The following is a 19,002-nucleotide window of genomic DNA, read 5'->3' on the forward strand; positions in this document are numbered from 1 at the left end:
GCCTTGGCTTTACCGGGGGCCGAGGGTGTCGAGAAAACCGTTGCTACGGGTTTCATGGGTGTGGCTGACGGCGAGGCAATACTGGCCTTTTGCTATTTTCCTGGCAAGAGGCAGGCCGGGTTGCTTCGCGGGGCAGCGCAGGTTGCGATTGAGCCTGGCCTTCGAGGTGTCGGTGCAGGGATTGGGCAAGGCGTATCAGGGCCAGGTCCAGGGCGCGCACAGCGGTGCTGATGACGGTAGCCCCGGCCCGTTCCAGGCAAGCCCGCTCCAGGTCTTCACAGCAGTTCTGCAAGGGGGTGGCCCGGACCATCAGCGCCGAGCCCCTGATCTTGTGGGCCAGCTCCAGCAGGGCGGTGAAATCGTCGGGCGGGATCCTCCCCAGCAGGTGGCGATCCTCACGGCAACACTGCGACAGTTTTTCCAGCATGCTCCGGACAAGCTGCGGCTTGCCATGGGTCAGGGTGAACAAGGCCTCGATGCTGAAACTGTCAGGCCTTGGCAGGGGGCGCAGCGTCGCCAGGCGTGAGCCCAGCAACTCCAGCCCCAAGGGCTTGCACAGGCAATCGTGCATGCCGGCATCCAGGCCACGCTGATGCGTCTGCGGGTCGTTGCTGGCGCTGCAGCCGATCAGATTGACCGCCGGCCCGGAGCCTTCGCTGCGGCGTATGGCCTCGGCCAGTTGGTAGCCATTCATCAAGGGCATGTTGCAGTCGACGATCAGCAGGTCGAAGTCGCCCTCGTGCCATAGCTGATAGGCCTGCAACCCGTTCCCGGCGCAGGTGACCCGGTGCCCGAGGTGCTCCAGTTGCCCTTGCAGCAAGGTCAGGCTGGCAGGGTGATCGTCTGCCAGCAGCACATCCAGCGGCAGTTGGGCTGCAGCCGGCGTGGCGGCGACGGGCCTGGGGGCGACGGCCGTGCGGCCGGGCAAGGTCAGCCTGACCTGCACTTCGCATCCGGGGCCCGTGCGGCCGTGCAGGCTCAGGCTGCCCCCCATCTGCAGGCACAGCTGATGGCTGATGGGCAGGCCGAGGCCACTGCTGTCCCGTGGCGACTGGCTGGTCGGTTCCACCTGGGCGAAGGGCTGCAACAGGCGCTGGCGCTCCTGTGGGGGAATGCCGATGCCGGTATCCAGCACCCGCAGCAGCAGGTCGAAGTGCCCGGGGCGCGCCGCCGGCAGCAATTGCAGCTTGACCTGCACCTTGCCCTGTCGGGTGAACTTGAGGGCATTGCTCAACAGGTTGGTCAGGATCTGCTTGAAACGCAGGCCATCTACCAGTACCTGGGGTTCGGGGGGCGGGGCCTGGAATTCCAGGCTCAGGTCCAGGTTCTTCTGCCGGGCCAGGGCCTGGAACACCCCCAGCACTGCCTCGGCGCTGTGGCTCAGGCAGGTCCAGGCCGGGTTCAGTTGCAGTTGCCCGGACTCGATCCGGCTGATGTCCAGCAGGTCGCCGAGCAGCTCCCGCAGGTCACTGGCGGCACCCAGGGCCAGCTCCAGGGAACCACGGTTGGCTGAGCCGTCCTCGGTGCGTTGCAGCACCAGCTCCAGGAGGCCGATGAAGGCGTTCAGTGGTGTGCGGATCTCATGGCCAAGGTGGCCGAGGAACTGGCCTTTCAGGCGGTTGGCCCGCTCGGCCTGCTGCAGGCTGGTGCTCAGGGTTGCCACCGTCTGTTGCAGCGCCTGGACCTGTTGCCGGTGTTGGCGCAGTTGCCGGTACAGGCAGGCCAGGCCCAGCCCGGCCGCCATCGACAGCAACAGCAGGGCAGCGACGCCCATCGGCAGCAGGGCCGGGGTCATGGCCAGGGTACCCGGCACATAGGGGAAGGGGCTGGCTGGCGGTTCATATCAATGCGTTACGCTTGGCCATGTCCACCAGTTCACTCATCGAGGTGGTCGCCAGTTTCTGCATGATGCGTTTCTTGTAGGTGCTGACGGTCTTGTTGCTGAGAAACATGCCGGCGGCAATTTCCTTGTTGGTCTGGCCCATGGCGAACAGCTGCAGGACCATCAATTCCCGGTCATTGAGTGAGTTGAACTGCGCCAACTCCAGTGGCGAGCCAAAAGTGATGCGGTCAACCTGCAGGGCCTGGCTGGGGAAGTAGTTGTAGCCGCTGCAGATTGCCTTGATGGCGCTGAGCAGCTCGCTCATGTCCTCCTGTTTGCAGACGTAGCCGCAAGCCCCGGCGCGCATGCAGCGGTTGGCGAACAGGGCGGCGGACTGGGCGGTCAGGACCAGGATCCGCGAGCGCCTCGGCATGTTGCCGAGGCGCTCCAGCAGCTCCAGCCCGTCCAGCTTGGGAATGCAGATATCGAGGATGACCAGGTCCGGTTCGCAATCACGGACCATCTGCAGTGCATCGACGCCGTTATCGGTTTCACCAACGATCGAATACCCCTCGTGCTCCAGCAGGATACGAATGGCCATGCGCACCACGGGATGATCATCAATGATTAGTACCGAGCCCATACAGGCCTCCAGCCGACCAATGGAAAGCCCGAACGTTAGCCCAGCTGGTGGAGGGGAAAAGTGGCGAAAGTGCGGTTAGACGCAATCTAGGAAGCGCCTTACACAGAATAAGGGGAGGGATTACAGGCGGGTGGCATCTAATGGAAGTTCAACAGGGTGGGGCACCCAGGCCGCCCTCCCAGGAAGGAGGGCGGCCATGACCTCATGGCGTTTTCTGATCGATACCGGCTTGCAGCAGCTGGCTGTTGCTGTGGCCGCCGACACGCAGCGGGCCGAGGTTGAACACCTGGTCCTTGCTGGTGGCCTCGTCCTGTTTGCGGGTCAGCTCGCTACCGGCGCCCAGGGCCAGGTTGACCGGTGACTTGGACAGGTTGAGCCCGGCGTCGACACGGTAGTCCGAGCCGGCCAGGGCGTTGCTGGTGACCTTGGAGCCCCCCAGGTCGACCCGGCCCTCGCTGGCACCGATGCGTGCACCGATGAGCGTGGTTTCACCGCTGACCCGCAGGTTCACCCCTTGCTGGCCAAGGATGCCCGAGGCCTGCTCCACACTGTCCTTGCCAACATGGCTCAAGCCCAGGTTCAAGGTCGGGGTGTAGGAGGTGTTGCCGCTCTTGTCGCCGAACAGTACGCCTTCAGCGGTGTTGGCCACCTTGCTGCCGGTGGTGTTCTTCTCGCTGACCGAGTAGCTGTCGCTGGTTTTCGGCCAGAAGCGTTCCTTGAGGCTGGAGAAGCCATTGCCCACGGCGTCGGCCTTGTCGGCCAGGTAGCTCTTGGCCTTGTCCACACCGTTGCCAAAGGCGCCACGGGGCTCGGGGTTGACGTCGTAGCTGCCGCTGCGGCTGAGCTTCTCGCCCAGGCGCTCCTTGGCGTTGCTGGCCTGGGCGACCACGCTGTCCTTGGCCGAGCCGAGTTTGTCGACGCCCTTGTCCACGGCGTTCTCCAGTTTCTCGCGGTGCTTGTCGAAGCCTTTCTCGGCCTTGGCCTTCAGGTCGTCCTTGAGCGGGCCGGCCGGCTTGGCCAGCTTGTCCACCAGCCCGGGCTGGTTCTTCGCCACCTCCAGCTTGGCGTCGATATTGACCTGGGTGCTGCGCAGGCGGTCCTGGCGGCTTTCGATGTCGAGGCGGCCACCGATGGCTCCGTCGACCCGTTGCGCGTCGATGTTGGCCCCGGCCAGATGCACGTTGCCGGCGCTGTTGAGGACCACCTGGTCGGCCTTGATCAGGCTGTTGTGCTGGGTGGTGCTCTGGCGCTGGTCGACGTCGATCTTGGCCCGGGCGTTGATCCCGCGGTCGATTTTCGGCGAGTCGTGCTCGCTGGCATCGGCCAGGGTGGTCTTGCCCATGCTGCCACCGGCGCCCAGGGTCAGGCCCCAGTTGTCATGGGCCTGGGTAGAGTGCGCCGACTCCTGGAAGATGCCGCCCTGGGCCGCATCCAGGACGACCTTGCCGGCATCGATCCGGGTGCCCTGCAAGTGAATCGCGTCGTCGCCGGTGGCGGCGCTGCCCAGCAGGACCTGGCCCTGGCTGTAGAGTTGCGCGCCGCGCTGGCGCTGGTCGTTTTCAGAGACCCGGCCAATGTTGAAGTTGGCGCTGAGGTTGGCGCTCTTGCCGCTGCTTTGCTCGCTGCTGGTTTTACTGGCACCGGCGGTGAGCCCGCCACCCAGGTTGCTGCCCTGGCTGGTGTGGGTGTCCACGGCGGCTTGCAGGTCCAGCTTGCCGCCAGCGCCCAGGCGGATATCGCCGGTAGGCCGTGCCGCGTTGCCGATCTGCGTGCCTTGCAGCGTCAGGTTGGCGCCGCTGTCGAGCTGCACCGGGCCCTGGCCCTGGATGCTGGCAACCCGCGCCTGGCTGTCCTGCTGCTCCAGGCTCTTGTGGTCCAGCTGGACACCGGCACCCAGGTTGAGGTTGCTGCCGTTGCTGCCCGGGGTGGTGCCCAGGGTCAGCGAGGCGTCGCCACGCAGGCTGGAGTTGCTGCTGCTCTGGCGGTCATTGGCCTGGTTCAGCGCCAGTTCACCGCCGCTCTTGAGCTTCACGCCACCCTGGCCGCCATTGAACTGGCTGCCTTCGAAGCGCCCGTCGCCGGCCAGCTGGATGTCCACGCCCTGGCTGGCGTTGTAGCTGCCGACCTGGGCCTGGTCCTTGCTGCTGGTGACGGTACTGCTGCCACCGGCGCCGCTGCCGCGAATGTTCAGGTCCTCGCCGGTATTGGTGTAGACCCGCACGCCGGCCTTGGCATCCAGGGCCTGTTCGCTGCTGCTGGTGCTGTTGCTGGCGGCGCTGGCCAGCAGGCTGTCGGCGCTGATTTTCACCGCGCCATCAGTGGCACGGTACTGGGTGCCCTGGTCCTGCAGTTGGCCTTTGACCTTGACCTCGACCTGGCCACCGCTCAACTGGCTGACCACCGCGGTGCCGCTGCTGCTGTCCAGCTGGCGGTTCTGGTGGCTGACGTCCACGTCCAGCCCGACGTTGGGCTGTTCCAGGGCATCGAGTACTCCCGGTTGATGGAACTTGCGTTGGGCCACGCCCTGGATGGCCTTCTCGATCGGCCGGGTGACGCCCTTGTATTCGACGTTGGCGCCGACATCCACTGCCCAGTTGTTATCCTGGTGGTGGCTGGTTTCGCTGTTGCGGGCGGCCTTGTTCACCACCTCGCCGGCGTTGACCTGCAAGGTACCGCCAGCCTTGACCTGGGCCCCTTCGGTGGTCAGGCGGTTGCCGGCGTTGATGGTCAGGTTGCCGCTGGCGCCGATGTTGCTGGTTTGCGCGGTGCTCTTGCTGCTGCTGTCCTGGCTGCTGTTGTGCGCCACTTCTACGCCGTTGCCGGCCCGGTCCAGGCCGCCGGTGTAATAGAAGCCGCCGCCGGTGGTGGTGCTGTCGCTGTGCTTCTCGGTTGTGTTGTCCGCGGCCAGCAACTGCACATGCTTGCCGCTCAGGCTGGCATCGCCGGCCGTGGCCGCAAGGTCGCTGCCTTGCACCTTGAGATCTTCGCCGGCAGTGACCGCCAGGGTGCCGCCGGTGAGGCTGGAGGCCTGTTGCCGGGTGCTGTCGCTGCTGTCGTTGCGCTGCTGATCCTGGTAGCGCACCCCGGCCCGGTATTGGCCGGTGCCCGGTGCATTTTCCTTGGCGTAGGCGTCGAAGCCGCGCTTCTGGGTGCTGCTGCTGTCGTGCTGGGTGTCTTCGGCGGCCGCGACCTTGATCGTGCCCTTGGCGCTGGCGTCCAGTGCCCCTGCTGCGGCGACCTGGGAGCCGCTGACGGTCAGGTCCTCGGCGCTCTGCAACTTGAGGTTGCTGTCCGAGCGCAACTGGCTGCCGACCGTGGTGCTGCCCTTGTTCTGCTGGCGGCTCTCGTCCTTGGCAATGCCGAAGAACTTGCTGTCCTTGCTGTGGTTGTTGCTGTGGGACGTGTCCCGCACGCCGTCGATGGTCAGCGCGCCCTTGTCACTGATGACGCTGGCCTCGGTGCCGCCGCGGGCCTGGCTGCCGCTGATGCGTACGCTGTCGGCGCGCACGATCAGCTTGCCGTCGGCGTTGACCTTGCTGCCCTGGTTCTGGGTCTTGCCCTGGTCGCCGTCGGCGTTCTTGCCGAAGAAGCCACCGCCCACCAGGTCGCCGGAGTAGCGCTGGTTGCTCTGGCTCTGCTGGCGGCTGGCGCTGGTGATGTCGACGTCCTTGGCGCTCAGCAGGATGTCGCCCTGGCTGTGCAGTTCGGCGCCCTGCAGTTGCAGTGTCTGCTGGCTGGTCAGTTCCAGCTGCTTGCCGCTCTTGAGCTGGCTGGTGACGGTGCGCTGCTCGCTGCTGGCGTTGTCCCAGTTTTCCTTCCACAGGTGCTTGCGATGCTGGCCCTGGTCACGCTGGGTGTGGGTCTCGGTGGCAGCGGTCAGGCGCAGGTCGCCGCCGCTTTGGGCGCTCAGGCGATTGCCGGCCTCGACGCTGCTGCCCTGGATCTGGGTGCTGGCGCCGGAATTCAGCTCGGCATCCTGCCGGGCGACGACCTTGTTACCGTGCTGGCGGCTGTCGCTGTCGGTGTGGGTACTGTCGTAGGTTTCCCAGGTGATGCCGATGGTGCTGTTTTCCCATTGCTGGCGTTTTTCCTGGAGCTTGCGGCTTTCGATGCTGCTCAGGGTCAGGTTGCGCCCGGCGTCGAGCTTGACGTTGCGGCCACTGACATCGGTGGCGGCCAGGGTTAGGTCCTTGGCTCCGTGCAGCTCGATGTCGCCCTGGCTGCTGACCCCGGCACGGATCGCGTCGAGGCTGTTGTCCACGGCCTGGCCACGGATGTCCAGGTCACCGGCGGAACTCAGCTTGACCCCGTCGCGGCCGTCCACCTGGACGGCGCCGACACGTACCCCGGCACCTTCGGCGGTGCTGACGATATTGATCCGCCCGGCCTTCATGGCACCGAACAGGCTGGCGTCGATGCGCTGCTCCTGGGTGCGGCTTGCCGGGTCGACGTTACGCACCTGGCCGCTGGGGTAGTCCAGCTGGTTGCGACCGACGGTGACATTCAACTGGTCCCGGGCCTTGAGGGCGCCCTGGCTGTCGATGCGCGGGGCGATCAGATTGATCGAACCCTCGGCGTTGCGCAGGCCACCGCCCTGGATAGCCAACTGGCCGTGGGCATCCTGGGTGTTGAGCCCTTGCAGCTTGCCGTCCTGGAGTTCCGGGCGGCCCACCACCAGGCTGGCATTGGGGGTGTTGATGAAGCTGCCGCCATTGACCGAGATGCCATTGGGGTTGGCCAGCACGAAGTCGGCGGCGCGGCCGAAGATCTCCTGGGCACCATTGAGTTGCGAGGCATTGCGGCTGATCACTTCGTTGAGGATCACGCTGGCCGCCTGGCCGTGGAACTGCTGGTTGGCCGCCAATTGCCCGGCCAGTTGCGACTGCCCGGCCTGCAAGGCGTTGTTCAGTACCACGCCCTGTTGCCCGACGTTGTAGTCCAGGAACTGGTTGTGGGACAGGCCGCCGGCATTGGGCGCGACGATGTTGACGATGGGTACGCCACCCTGGTTTTGCAGCTGGGGGATGCCGCCGGGCCCCTCGGCCACGGTGATCCCGCCGGCCAGGGCCAGGGGCAGATGGGAGACCAGCAGCAGGCCGGCGATGGTCCAGCGCAATGTGCCCTGGGGCGAAAGGTGGAACCTGTGAGTGTTGTCAGGCATGAGAACCTCGTTCTGAGTGGGGTGAGCCGGGCGTTGCTTTCTAAGGGGGCAACGGCGCGTGATGCTCAGGTTCGTCGGTTGATTCAGGCTAATCGGCGGTCGGGTCAAATCTGCAGGCTGAACCTGGCCAGCCAGACTTCCGGCTCCGTTCGGAAACCTTCTGGGGTGTTGAGGCTGCGTTGGTAGTCCAGGTCGACCTGGAGTTTTTTCCAGCTCAGGTTGAGCCCCAAGCTGGCACCGCTCAGCTGCCGGCTCCGGGCGCCGTGCTCGGCCTTGATCCAGCCGTTGTCCAGGCCCAGGCGCGGGGTGATCTTGACCGGCAGGTCGTTGTCGAGCGGCAGGCGCAGGGTGTTGCGCCATACCGCGCCAATGGCGCCGGAAGCACTGTTGATGCGATAGCCGCGCACCGCCGAATCGTCGGTGCCCAGCAGTTGTTCGATGGCCGGCAGCGGGTCCGGGCTGTACTGCGCCGAGAGCTGGCTCTGCCACTGCCAGCGCTGGGTGCCCAGCTGGCCGTTGCGCCACTGGCTGAGGCCGGCGCGGTACTTGCGGAACTGCGCCTGGGGCAGGTTGCGCTGTACCTGCTGCGAGTCGCGGTCGGCGCCGAACCAGGTCAGGCCCTGGGCGTAATTGACATCCAGGTTCCACACTGCGCTGTCGAGCCAGAACAGGTTGAGCCCGGCTTCGGCCACGGTCAGGGTCGGGCTCTGGATCTGCAGGTGGGCCTTCTGCAGGTAGCTGTCCACATCCTTGTAGGCCAGTTGCAGGTTGGCGCTGAGCTGGTGGCTCTGGTCGCGCCACAGCACCCGGTCGGCGCGGCCGCTGACCATGTCGGTACGCCCGCTGTTGTACAAGGTGGTGCGGGGCAGCTTGAGCGGCGCGCGGTATTCGGCATGGCTGGCGAACAGGCTGTAGGTCCAGTAGCCGTAGGGCACCGAGTAGAACAGGCTGCTGCTGCGGCTGTAGCGCGGGCCGTGGTTGAGGGTGTCGCTGTAGTTCAGGTTCAGCGCATCGTTGATCTGCAACGGGCTGTCGAGGTTGAGGTTGATCGACTGCCGGTCACGCCCGGTGCCGGCGCTGCCCAGGTTGTCCACCCCCAGGCCCAGGCCCCAGCGTGCGGCGCTGCTGCGCGAGCGCAGGATGATCCGCGAGGCCCCGGGCTGGCTGCCGGGGGCGATGTCGGCGGTCAGGTCCAGGGAGCGCAGGCGGTTCAGTTGATCCAGGCCCTGCTCCAGGTCCCGCAGGTACAGGGGCTTGCCGAGCATGCCCGGGAAAGCGCCGCGCAGGGACACCGGCAGGCTCTGGTCGGCCAGTTCGATGGCTTCGACGTAGCCTTCCTCTACCAGGATATCCAGGCTGTGCCCGGCCGCCGGAGTGCTGGCCAGGTAGGGGCGGCTGGCGATGTAGCCGGCCTCTACATAGAGGCGAGTGATGGCCGCCAGCAGCTGGTTGATCTGGTTGGCCCCCATGCACGGCGCGACATACGGCTTGATGTAGTCATTGAGCCGGGCCTTGTCGAACAGGCTGACGCCGCCGATGCGGGTGCCGCTCAGGGGCCAGCAGCGCTCGTCGCTGGCAGTCTGCGCAGGTTGGCTGGGGGCCGCCGGGGTGCTGCTGAAACTGCCGCGCTGCATCTGCCGCTGGCGCTGTTCCAGTTGCAGTTGTTGCAGGTCCCGTTGCTGTTGTTGCTGCAGGCGCAGGGCTTCCTGGCCCGGTTGCAGGTTATCGGCCAGGGCCGGCGTCAGGTACGTCAGGCCCAGCAGCAGTCCCAGGCACCAAGTGCTGGTGTGGGGGAGAAGGGAGCGGTCAGTGCGTAATGAATAGGGCACTTGGCATCCTTACTGTAATAAGACGAAGTGACAGGCACTCGGAAAGCCGGGTATGAGGCTCAACTAGTGGCGTCGCTTTTAGTTCTGCCCTGTGAACGCTAAATACCTACGATATCTATATCTGAGGTTCAGTGCTCAAGTGCTCGGAAGTGACAGTTCCTGAGTAAGTGCCGGATGGGTTAGTGCAAATTCAGGTATGACAAAAGGGTTGAGTGAGTTGCAGTGGAAACGTTACAGCGCAGTGCAAAATTAATTTTTCCGGGGGTGGTCAGCGGGGGGGATAGCCTGTGAAATCGAGACTATCCGAAACCCAAAAGGCTATTTGTACGTAAATTGTAAATACATAGAAGGCTAACGGAATTTGCTTGTCAGCCCTGATTGGCAAGGGGTGTGGCGCTCGGGTGAATTATTCAAAGGTAGGATGTTTGGTTGAATGGCTAACTGGGTGTTTAATTCTGTAATCGTCAGTTCGTATATCAACTTGCGAGCGCCAAGTGTTTTCGGCTACTTGCTCTTTCTGTTTGAGTAGTTGCTCTATTGTTGTTCTTGTTTAATCGGGCTGTTGTTGCTAGGGGATCTCCTTAGATGTCTTGGTGGTAAGAATTCTGCACTGCACCCATAGTTGCTGGTGGTGTCGCCGGTGAAATTATCGACGTATAGAAAACTTTATAGCGATACTCTGGCTAGGGGATTCCCTTAGTTGCAGATTGGATGTCGCAGGTCATATCAAGTGCCTGGCACAGTGGCCGGGCACTTGATGAATGACGGTTATTGCGGGCTGGAGCGCCCGGTCATTTCCCGGGCCATCTCACTGGCATAGCTGTCGGTCATGCCGGCGATGAAATCGATCATGCGCAGGAACGAGGTATGCAACGGCCAGTTCGGGTCCGGCGCGTTATTGCCCAGCAGATCGAGGATCCGCCGGTTCTTGAACGAGGGGGTCTTGCCGCCGTGCTGTTCCAGCGCCGCGCCGCAGAAGGAGTTCAGCAGGATCTCCAGGGTGGTGTAGGCGCCGATCTCGTGCAGGGTCTTGCGCTTGTCCTGGAAGATCTTGCGTCGCGCCACATCCTTGGCATTGAGTACGCAACGCTTGGCCGGACCATGCATGTGCTCCACCAGGTCGCCGTGCAGGGTGCCGGCCAGCAGGGCGTCCTGCTGTTCGACAAAGGCCCGGGCGGCGGCGTTGGTCAGGTGCTCGATGGCCTTGCCCCGCAGGATCGCCAGGCGTCGCCGGCGCGAATCGCTGGGGCCCAGCTGGCGATAGGTTTCCGGCAGGTCGTCGCCCACCAGGCCGAGTAGCAGCGCCTCGACTTCGGCGTACTCCAGCAGGTCCATCTCCAGGCCATCCTCAAGGTCGATCAGGGCATAGCAGATGTCGTCCGCCGCTTCCATCAGGTACACCAGCGGGTGCCGGGCCCAGCGCTGGTCTTCCAGCTGGGGCAGGCCCAGCTTGTGGGCGATCTGTTCCAGCAGCGGCAGCTCGCTCTGGTAGCAGCCGAACTTGTGCTTCTTGTAGCCCAGGGAGTCGGCATGGCGCGCGGTCCAGGGGTACTTGAGGTAGGTGCCGAGGGTGGCGTAGGTGAGCCGGGTGCCGCCATCGAACTGGTGGTATTCGAGCTGGGTGAGCACCCGGAAGCCCTGGGCGTTGCCTTCGAAGTTGAGGAAGTCCTGGCGTTCGGCCTCGCTCATCGCATCCAGCCAGCCCCGCCCGGCGGCTTGCTGGAACCAGTGGCGGATGGCGTCTTCCCCGGAGTGGCCGAAGGGCGGGTTGCCGATGTCGTGGGCCAGGCAGGCCGATTGCACCACCATCCCCAGGTCGCTGGGCTCACACCAGTCGGGCAAGGCGCTGCGCAGGGTCTCGCCGACGCGCATGCCCAGGGAACGACCGACACAGCTGACTTCCAGGGAGTGGGTCAGGCGGGTGTGGATATGGTCGTTGCTGGACACCGGGTGCACCTGGGTCTTGCGCCCCAGGCGGCGGAAGGCACCGGAGAAGATGATGCGGTCGTGGTCTTTGTGGAAAGGGCTACGGCCGAGTTCTTCCGGGCTGTGCACTGGCTTTCCGAGGCGTTCGCGGTTGAGCAGGGTCTGCCAATCCAAGGCGGGTCTCTCCGAAAAAAACTGAAGGGCAGAGCTTCCGGTTTCTCGGGCGTGGCCGCAAGAGGCGCATGGTCTGCGCTTGTGTCGACGCCTTCGCTGGCAAGCCAGCTCCTGCACGGAAATGGCATGGCCTGCGGCCCACCTGTAGGAGCCGGCTTGCCGGCGAAAGGGCCCGCAGTTCGTGCATCCATCGTGGCGCTGCGTTCGCCGGCAAACGGGACGGGGTTACAGGCCGGCCGCGTCGATGTCGATCAGCAGCAGGCGCTGGCCGTTGTCGAAAAACTGCCCGGCGGTCAGGCAATACTGGTTGCTGGTGGCGTCGCGGTAGGTGTTGGACAGGGTCAGGCGTCGCTCCTCCCAGCCTTCGGCCAGCAGGTGATAGAAGTACGGGCGCCAGGACCAGTTGTGGCCAACGTAGCTGCTGTCGGCCTGCCAGCTGTTGTGGCGCCATTCCAGGTTCGGGGTCAGTTGGGTGCCATGGCGGTCGCACTGATAGAAACGCAGTAGCCAGGGAAAGGCCTCGACCCGGGGCAGTTGGCTGATGGGCGCCTGGGCCTGGGCCCAGGCCTGCAGCAGGTTCATCAGTTCGGCCAGTTGCAGGCGCATGCGCATCAGCCGGTTGCGTTCGGCCAGCTTGTGCCGCACGTAGCGCTCGCGCAGGCGGGCGAAGGGCTGGACGAAGGCATCGCTGGGGTAAAACTGTTGCTCGGCCTGGGCAAACAGGAAGCCCTGTACATAGCGCGAGCCGCACTCCAGGGCGAAATCCAGTTCGGCTTCGGTTTCCACACCTTCGGCGATGATCCAGCAGCCGGTCTTCTCCGCCATCTGCGCCAGGGCCTTGACCACGTCGCTGCTGGGGCCACCCCGGGCCGCGGCCTGGAACAGGCGCATGTCGAGCTTGAGGATGTCCGGTTGCAGGGCCAGCACCCGGTCCAGTTGCGAGTAGCCGGCGCCGAAGTCGTCGATGGCGATCCGTGCTCCGGCCTGGCGATAGCGCTCCACCACTTCGCTGAGGCGTTGGCTGTTGCCCCCCAGTTCAGTGATCTCGAACACGATGCGCCGCGGGTCTACGCGGTTCTGCTGCAATTGCTTGAGGCTGGGCAAGGGCTGCCCGGGGCGCAGGCGGCTGATCCATCGGGGGGAAATGTTCAGGCTCAGGAACCAGTCCGCGGGTGCCTCGTGCAGGCGCCGCAGGGCGTCGTCGCGGATCAGCCGGTCAAGGCGGCGCAGGGCGCTGGAGGGGGTTCGAGGATCGGCGAACAGCGGCCCCACGGACGCCAGTTGGCCATTGTCCTGGCGCAGGCGGCCCAGGGCTTCGACCCCGGCGATACGCCCGGTGGCGGTGTCGATGAAGGGCTGGAAGCAGGCGAGCGGTTGCCCGTCGATCACAGGGCCTCCTTACAAGAGTCTGGGTGGAGTAGGGCCGTGGCTGACGGGTAGGCGGCCACGAACCGGCCCCTGGGTAAAGGGGCCGATCCGGGTTGCTTAGCAAGAATGCAGCCAGATAGCGCCGCTCAGGATTTGCGCGAGGAGCCTTGCACCACCAGCTTGATCAGCGGCACCAGCGTGGTGCCCAGGCGAACCAGGCGTGTGAGGCCGCCGGCACCGCCGCTCTTGGCACCCTTGCCGGTGATGAAGCCCAGGAGCGTCACCACTGCCACGCCCCAGAGCGGGGCGTGCTTGATGCCCAAGCCTTCCTGCCAGCTCTGCCCCAGGCCGCGGACCCGTTGCAGGGGTTGCAGCAGTTGCTGGGACTCGTGGCGGATTTCCTGGCGGTGCATTTCCATGCGCAGGCGGATCAGTACCTTGCGCATTTCCCGGCGTGAAGTGTTCTGCGGGACTTCAGGCAGTTTCATGGCAGGAGGCGCTCCCGATCATTGGCCAACTCTTCGAGGGTGGCGTGGAAAGGTGAGGATTCATCGAAGATCGCTGCCTTGAGGCGCAATCCGCAGAAGATCGCCGCCAGGGTGTAGAACACGCACAGGCCGATGATTCCAGCCAGGCGATAGCTGTCCCACAACAGGATCAGCACCAGTGCCGACAGCCCCACCAGCAACAGCAGGGCGAACACCAGGGCCAGCCCGGCGAACAGCAGCAGGCTCACGGTGCGTGCTTTCTGCTCCTGCAACTCGATGCCGAACAGCTCGACATGGCTGTGCAGCAGCCCCAGGACTGCCGCCCCCAGGCGCCGCGAAGACGCGCTCGGGCCGCTGCCGGACGAAGTGGATTCGCCGATAGCCATATCAGCGCCGCGTCGCCAGGAGGCCGATCAGGAAGCCCACGCCGGCAGCGATGCCCACCGATTGCCAAGGGTTGCTCTGCACATAGTCCTCGGCGGCGGTGACCGCTGCCTGGCCCCGCTGGCGCAGGGAGTCTTCGGTCAGTTGCAGGGTCTCCCGGGCCTTGAGCAGGCTGTCGTGGATCTGCTCGCGCAACTCGTCGGCCTGGTCGCCGGCCAGGGTCGCGGTGTGTTCCAGCAGACGCTCCGTGTCACTGACCAGTGCCTGAAAATCCGCCATCAGTACTTCTTGAGCCGTCTTTGCCGTTTTGCTGGCCATGGTTCCATCTCCGTTAGTTGCTTGTGTGAGCTATGAGTGTGAGCCCTGGGCGAAGGTTCACTGCAATTGTCTGGTACAGCTTTTGCTTTGTCCTGGTGCGCCAGGCCCCGGGCCTGCGCCGAAAACGAGCGAGGGTCGCGCTGTAGCCCGCGTAAACCCTGGCCAAGAAAACCATAACCTCAGGTCAGTCCTCACCCCGTGGTTTGTCGTGCCGCCCCCGGCGCGCCAAAACGGTTCACCGAATGCGTGCAATGGCGCGCCCGGGAGCCAACTTGGTGCAAGGAGCGGGGCGCCCTGCCAGGGAACGGCTGGCCGATTTCGGATCTGCCTACTCCATGGAAAATCTGCAAAGCGCTGTGGACACCCTGGTCCACGGTTCCAACACCCTGTTCATCCTGATCGGGGCGGTCATGGTCCTGGCCATGCACGCCGGCTTTGCCTTCCTCGAAGTCGGCACCGTCCGGCAGAAGAACCAGGTCAATGCGCTGTCGAAGATCCTCAGTGACTTCGCCGTCTCGACCCTGGCCTATTTCTTTATAGGCTATTGGATCTCCTACGGCGTGAGCTTCCTGCAACCGGCGGCGGTGATCAGTGCCGATCACGGCTACGGCCTGGTGAAGTTCTTCTTCCTGCTGACCTTCGCCGCGGCGATCCCGGCGATTATCTCCGGTGGCATCGCCGAGCGCGCGCGTTTTGTGCCGCAATTGTGCGCCACGGTGCTGATCGTGGCCTTTGTCTACCCGTTTTTCGAAGGGCTGGTGTGGAACGGCAACTTCGGGGTGCAGGCCTGGTTGCAGCAGCGCTTTGGTGCCGGCTTCCATGACTTTGCCGGCTCGGTGGTGGTGCACGCCATGGGCGGCTGGCTGGCCCTGGCCGCGGTGCTGTTGCTGGGGCCGCGCAATGGCCGCTACCGCGACGGCAAGCTGGTGGCGTTCGCGCCGTCGAGCATTCCGTTCCTGGCCCTGGGCTCGTGGATCCTGATTGTCGGCTGGTTCGGCTTCAACGTCATGAGCGCCCAGACCTTGCAGGGCGTCAGCGGGCTGGTGGCGGTGAACTCGCTGATGGCCATGGTGGGCGGCACGGTGGCGGCGCTGATCGTCGGCCGCAACGACCCCGGCTTCCTGCATAACGGCCCGCTGGCCGGGCTGGTGGCGATCTGCGCCGGCTCGGACCTGATGCACCCGGTGGGCGCCTTGATCACCGGTGCCATTGCCGGAGCGCTGTTCGTCTGGTGCTTCATCGCCGCGCAGAGCCAATGGAAGATCGACGACGTGCTCGGGGTCTGGCCGTTGCATGGCCTGTGCGGTGTATGGGGCGGCATTGCCTGCGGGATCTTTGGCCAGAGTGCCCTGGGCGGCCTGGGTGGGGTCAGCCTGGTCAGCCAGTTGATCGGCACCGGCCTCGGGGTGGCGGTGGCGCTGCTGGGCGGCCTGGCCGTGTATGGGGTGATCAAGGCGGTCTGCGGGCTGCGCCTGACCCAGGAACAGGAGTACTACGGCGCCGACCTGTCGCTGCACAAGATCGGCGCGGTGAGCCAGGACTGAGACGACGCCCCTGGTATTGATGACCCTGGGCGCACGTCGCCCGGGGTTTGGTCTGGGTGGCTTCAACCGGCTTGCAGGCGTGCTTCGCAAGCCTCGATGGCCGCTTGCGGGCCGGACACCAGCACCCGGTCGCCGGCTTGCAGGCGCGGGCTGGGGTTCAGCGGCAGGTCGTTGCTATCGCGTTGCACCCCGCGTATATCCACGCCCAGTGCCTCCAGGCCCAACTCCTGCAATGGCCGGTTGCAGGCGTAGGCATCGGCGTCGAGGTTGACCGCGTGCATCTGCACCGCCGGCGGTTCGCGGTTGTCCTGGGCGCTGTTCTGGGTGCCGTGATAGAAGCCGTGCAACAGTTGGTAGCGGCTGTGGCGCACTTCATCCACGGTGCGCTGCACTCGCTGCTCCGGCAGGCCGAGCATGATCAGGGCATGGGAGGCGAGCATCAGGCTCGACTCCAGCAGTTCGGGCACCACTTCGTTGGCGCCGGCGGCCTTGAGTTCCGCCAACTGGCTGTCATCGCGGGTGCGCACCAGGATCGGCACCGTGCGGTCCAGGCGGCGCGCCGCCTTGAGCACCGTCAGCGCGATATCGCTCTTGTCCACTGCGATCACCAGCAGCCGCGCCCGTTCCAGGCCGACTGCGGCCAGGAGGTCGCCGCGCCGGCAGTCGCCGTAGTGCACGCAGCTTTCTCCCGCAGACGCTTCCTGGACCCGCACCGGATCGTCGTCCAGGGCGATGTAGCGCAGTTGCTCGTGGCGCAGGAAGCGGCCAATGGATTGGCCGACCCGGCCATACCCGCAAATCAGTACATGGCCTTGCAGCTCGGCGTTCTGCGCGCTGATTTCCTCCAGTTGCGCGGCCTGGTTGGGCTTGCGGTGCAGGCGGGCGGTGATGACCGGCGCCGCTCGCAGCAACAGCGGGGTTACCAGCATCGAGCAGAAGGTGGCGGCCAGCAGCAGGCTGCTGATGTCGGGCGGGATCATCTGGCTGAGCTGCATCTGCGCCATCAGGGCGAAGCAGAATTCACCGCCCTGGGCCAGGGCCAGGCCGCTGCGCCAGGCGGTTTCGCCATCGCTGCCGCGCAGCTTGAGCAGGGTCGCCACCACCGAACCCTTGATCAGCAGCAGGGCCAGGGTCAGGCCGGTGATCAGCAGGGCATGGTCGATGAACAGTTGCAGGTCGATGAGCATGCCGATGCTGACGAAGAACAGCCCCAGGAGAATGTCGCGGAACGGGCGGATGTCGGCCTCGATCTGATGCCGGTAATGGCTTTCCCCCAGCAGCATGCCGGCGAGGAAGGCCCCCAGGGCCGGTGACAGGCCCAGCAGGTGGGTGAGCCAGGCGGTGAGCAGGACGATCACCAGGGCCAGCAGCACAAAGAGTTCGGCGGAGTGCGAAGCGGCCACTTCATGGAACAGCCGCGGCAACAGCCAGCGGCTGGCCAGCAGCAGGCCTACGAACAGCACCACGGTCTTGCCCAGGGTCGCCGGCAGGGCCCAGTACCAGGCGTGCTCGCTGCTGCCGGCGAAGACCGGCACCAGGGTCAGCAACAGCACCGCCACCACGTCCTGGAACAGCAGCACGCCAATGGCGTTCTGCCCGTGGCTGCTGAAGATCTCGCCAAGGCTGGTCAGTTCCTTGCTGACGATAGCGGTGGAGGACAGGGCCAGCCCGGTACCGAGCATCAGCGCTGCGGTCAGGGGCATGCCGAACAGGGCCAGGAGGACCCCGAGGATCAAGCCGGTGCACAGCACTTGCAGGCTGCCCAGGCCAAACACCACGTGGCGCAGGGCAAGCATCTTCGACAAGGAGAACTCCAGGCCCAGGGAGAACAGCAGGAATACCACCCCCAGTTCCGCCAGGTCGGGCAGGTCCTCACTGTCGTTGACCCAGTCCAGCGCGGTGGGGCCGACCATCAGGCCCACCGACAGATAGCCCAGCACCGGGGGCAGGCTCAGGCGCCGGAACAGCGCAATCACCACCAGCGAGGAGGCAAGAATGATCAGCAGATTGGCAAACAACGGGCATCTCCGGACAGGGGGCGGGCAAGGCAAAGCCTAGAGGCAAAAAAAGGCGCGAGGATTACCCGGGCCGCAGAGAGTGACGCTGATTCAGGTCATTGTTTGTCGAGAATGTCTCATATTCATGAGCCTTCGCTATGCTCAGAAACTGTCGATAAAGGCGGTGCCCGGGTGACGGGGTTATCCACAGGACCCTGCCAGTGAGGTGTCGGAGAGGTGTATGGAGCGTCTGTATTCACTGCAAGGGTTGCGGGGCGCCGCGGTGTTGGGCGTGGTGCTGTTCCACATGATGTCGGTGGAAATCAAGTATTCGGGCGGTGACATCCTGCTGCCGGTCATGCTGAATTTCTTCCAGCTCGGGGTCGACCTGTTCTTTGTCATCAGCGGCTTCGTGATGGTCATCGTCAGTCGTGGGCGCTTTCAGAAAACCGTCGAGACCCAGCGCTTCCTGTTCAACCGCCTGTCCCGGATTTACCCCACCTACTGGCTGTATTTCTTCATCACCCTGGGGGTGTATCTGTGGCAGCCGGCGCTGGTGAACAGCTCCCACGGCGGCTCCAACCTGTGGATGTCCTTCCTGCTGCTGCCCAATGACCGGGTGCTGCTGGTGATGGTGGCCTGGTCGCTGCTGTTCGAGCTGTGGTTCTACCTGATGTTCACCCTGTTCCTGTTCTTCAAGGAAAAGCGCCTGCCGCTGATCCTGCTGCTGTGGGCGGTGGCGCTGGTGCTGTTCAACCTGCTGCAGAACTGGCAGGACTATTCCCCGGCGCTTAAGATCATCCTCCATCCCTACGCCCTGGAGTTCATTGCCGGCAGTGCCCTGGCGCTGTTCTTCTACGGACCCCATAGCGCCAGGGTGCCGACGGCGCTGGTCTGGGTCGCGCTGGCGGCGGCTCTGCTGGTGGGGTTTCCGCTGATCTACGCCTACCAGCTGTTCTTCACCGAGGGCTTGCCGAGGATGCTCGCGGTGGGCCTGACCTTCGGTACCCTGACCCTGTCCCTGGCCTTGCTGGAGCGGCGGCAACTGATCCGTATGCCAGGGTTTCTTACAGCCACCGGTGATATGTCCTACACCATCTATCTATCCCACTTACTGGTGCTGGGGGTCGTCGGCCGGGCCTGGCAGGTGATCGGCGCCTGGCCCGAGAGCTATGTGGATAACCTGGCCTTCATCGTGCTGATGATGACGGCGGTGGTCTGCTATGGCTGGGTTGGCTATCACTTTTATGAAAAGCCGATCCTCGATCGTGCCACGGCCTACTGCAAGCGCCGGTTCAGTACCGCCCCCCGGCGCAAACACTACGATCCGGTGTAGTCGTCCGGTCCT

The 19,002-nt window shown here is 64.8% G+C and carries 12 protein-coding genes; 2 read left to right on the top strand and 10 right to left on the bottom strand.

All coding sequences use genetic code 11. The annotated features are described in order from the left end of the window. Nucleotides 1–52: 52 nt before the first annotated feature. The 9 genes from AC1RGE_RS20905 to AC1RGE_RS20945 form a co-directional block, all read right to left on the bottom strand. Nucleotides 53–1,795 (bottom strand): response regulator, encoded by a 1,743-nt coding sequence (locus tag AC1RGE_RS20905; RefSeq protein WP_492584933.1) that lies wholly within the window; start codon nucleotides 1,793–1,795, stop codon nucleotides 53–55. 43 nt (nucleotides 1,796–1,838) lie between these two features. Then, entirely contained in the window at nucleotides 1,839–2,465 is a 627-nt protein-coding gene (locus AC1RGE_RS20910; protein ID WP_015636524.1) for a response regulator transcription factor, read from the bottom strand. A 202-nt stretch (nucleotides 2,466–2,667) separates the two neighbouring features. Then, nucleotides 2,668–7,626 (bottom strand): hemagglutinin repeat-containing protein, encoded by a 4,959-nt coding sequence (locus AC1RGE_RS20915; protein ID WP_492584935.1) that lies wholly within the window; start codon nucleotides 7,624–7,626, stop codon nucleotides 2,668–2,670. 104 nt (nucleotides 7,627–7,730) lie between these two features. Next, entirely contained in the window at nucleotides 7,731–9,455 is a 1,725-nt protein-coding gene (locus tag AC1RGE_RS20920; protein WP_011062511.1) for a ShlB/FhaC/HecB family hemolysin secretion/activation protein, read from the bottom strand. A gap of 768 nt (nucleotides 9,456–10,223) precedes the next feature. Then, nucleotides 10,224–11,555, bottom strand: a complete 1,332-nt coding sequence (locus tag AC1RGE_RS20925; RefSeq protein ID WP_011062510.1) for a deoxyguanosinetriphosphate triphosphohydrolase — start codon at nucleotides 11,553–11,555, stop codon at nucleotides 10,224–10,226. A gap of 225 nt (nucleotides 11,556–11,780) precedes the next feature. Beyond that, nucleotides 11,781–12,944, bottom strand: coding sequence for an EAL domain-containing protein (locus AC1RGE_RS20930; RefSeq protein ID WP_011062509.1), 1,164 nt, complete (start codon nucleotides 12,942–12,944; stop codon nucleotides 11,781–11,783). 125 nt (nucleotides 12,945–13,069) lie between these two features. Next, nucleotides 13,070–13,411 (bottom strand): hypothetical protein, encoded by a 342-nt coding sequence (locus AC1RGE_RS20935; RefSeq protein WP_492584937.1) that lies wholly within the window; start codon nucleotides 13,409–13,411, stop codon nucleotides 13,070–13,072. Further along, nucleotides 13,408–13,797, bottom strand: a complete 390-nt coding sequence (locus AC1RGE_RS20940) for a phage holin family protein (RefSeq protein ID WP_011062507.1) — start codon at nucleotides 13,795–13,797, stop codon at nucleotides 13,408–13,410. The genes AC1RGE_RS20935 and AC1RGE_RS20940 overlap by 4 nt, the downstream gene beginning before the upstream one ends. 1 nt (nucleotide 13,798) lies before the next feature. After that, entirely contained in the window at nucleotides 13,799–14,113 is a 315-nt protein-coding gene (locus AC1RGE_RS20945; RefSeq protein ID WP_011062506.1) for an ElaB/YgaM/YqjD family protein, read from the bottom strand. Nucleotides 14,114–14,448: 335 nt separating this feature from the next. Here AC1RGE_RS20945 and AC1RGE_RS20950 point away from each other — a divergent pair, with 335 nt between their 5' ends. Next, nucleotides 14,449–15,657 (top strand): ammonium transporter, encoded by a 1,209-nt coding sequence (locus tag AC1RGE_RS20950; RefSeq protein ID WP_011062505.1) that lies wholly within the window; start codon nucleotides 14,449–14,451, stop codon nucleotides 15,655–15,657. 62 nt (nucleotides 15,658–15,719) lie between these two features. Here the strand turns inward: AC1RGE_RS20950 and AC1RGE_RS20955 are convergent, their stop codons facing one another. After that, nucleotides 15,720–17,675 carry a monovalent cation:proton antiporter-2 (CPA2) family protein gene (locus AC1RGE_RS20955; RefSeq protein WP_492584939.1) on the bottom strand — a complete coding sequence of 652 codons (1,956 nt, stop codon included), beginning with the start codon at nucleotides 17,673–17,675 and terminating at the stop codon, nucleotides 15,720–15,722. A 220-nt stretch (nucleotides 17,676–17,895) separates the two neighbouring features. Here AC1RGE_RS20955 and AC1RGE_RS20960 point away from each other — a divergent pair, with 220 nt between their 5' ends. Then, nucleotides 17,896–18,990 carry an acyltransferase family protein gene (locus tag AC1RGE_RS20960; RefSeq protein WP_015636519.1) on the top strand — a complete coding sequence of 365 codons (1,095 nt, stop codon included), beginning with the start codon at nucleotides 17,896–17,898 and terminating at the stop codon, nucleotides 18,988–18,990. Nucleotides 18,991–19,002: the final 12 nt, after the last annotated feature.

The organism is Pseudomonas sp. GW823-FHT02C05, from assembly GCF_058797595.1.

Excerpts from the sequence above, each read along its gene's own strand:
- AC1RGE_RS20905 (WP_492584933.1), bottom strand. The coding sequence starts at position 1,795 with ATGACCCCGGCCCTGCTGCCGATGGGCGTCGCTGCCCTGCTGTTGCTG.
- AC1RGE_RS20910 (WP_015636524.1), bottom strand. The coding sequence starts at position 2,465 with ATGGGCTCGGTACTAATCATTGATGATCATCCCGTGGTGCGCATGGCC.
- AC1RGE_RS20915 (WP_492584935.1), bottom strand. The coding sequence starts at position 7,626 with ATGCCTGACAACACTCACAGGTTCCACCTTTCGCCCCAGGGCACATTG.
- AC1RGE_RS20935 (WP_492584937.1), bottom strand. The coding sequence starts at position 13,411 with ATGAAACTGCCTGAAGTCCCGCAGAACACTTCACGCCGGGAAATGCGC.
- AC1RGE_RS20940 (WP_011062507.1), bottom strand. The coding sequence starts at position 13,797 with ATGGCTATCGGCGAATCCACTTCGTCCGGCAGCGGCCCGAGCGCGTCT.
- AC1RGE_RS20945 (WP_011062506.1), bottom strand. The coding sequence starts at position 14,113 with ATGGCCAGCAAAACGGCAAAGACGGCTCAAGAAGTACTGATGGCGGAT.
- AC1RGE_RS20950 (WP_011062505.1), top strand. The coding sequence starts at position 14,449 with ATGGAAAATCTGCAAAGCGCTGTGGACACCCTGGTCCACGGTTCCAAC.
- AC1RGE_RS20960 (WP_015636519.1), top strand. The coding sequence starts at position 17,896 with ATGGAGCGTCTGTATTCACTGCAAGGGTTGCGGGGCGCCGCGGTGTTG.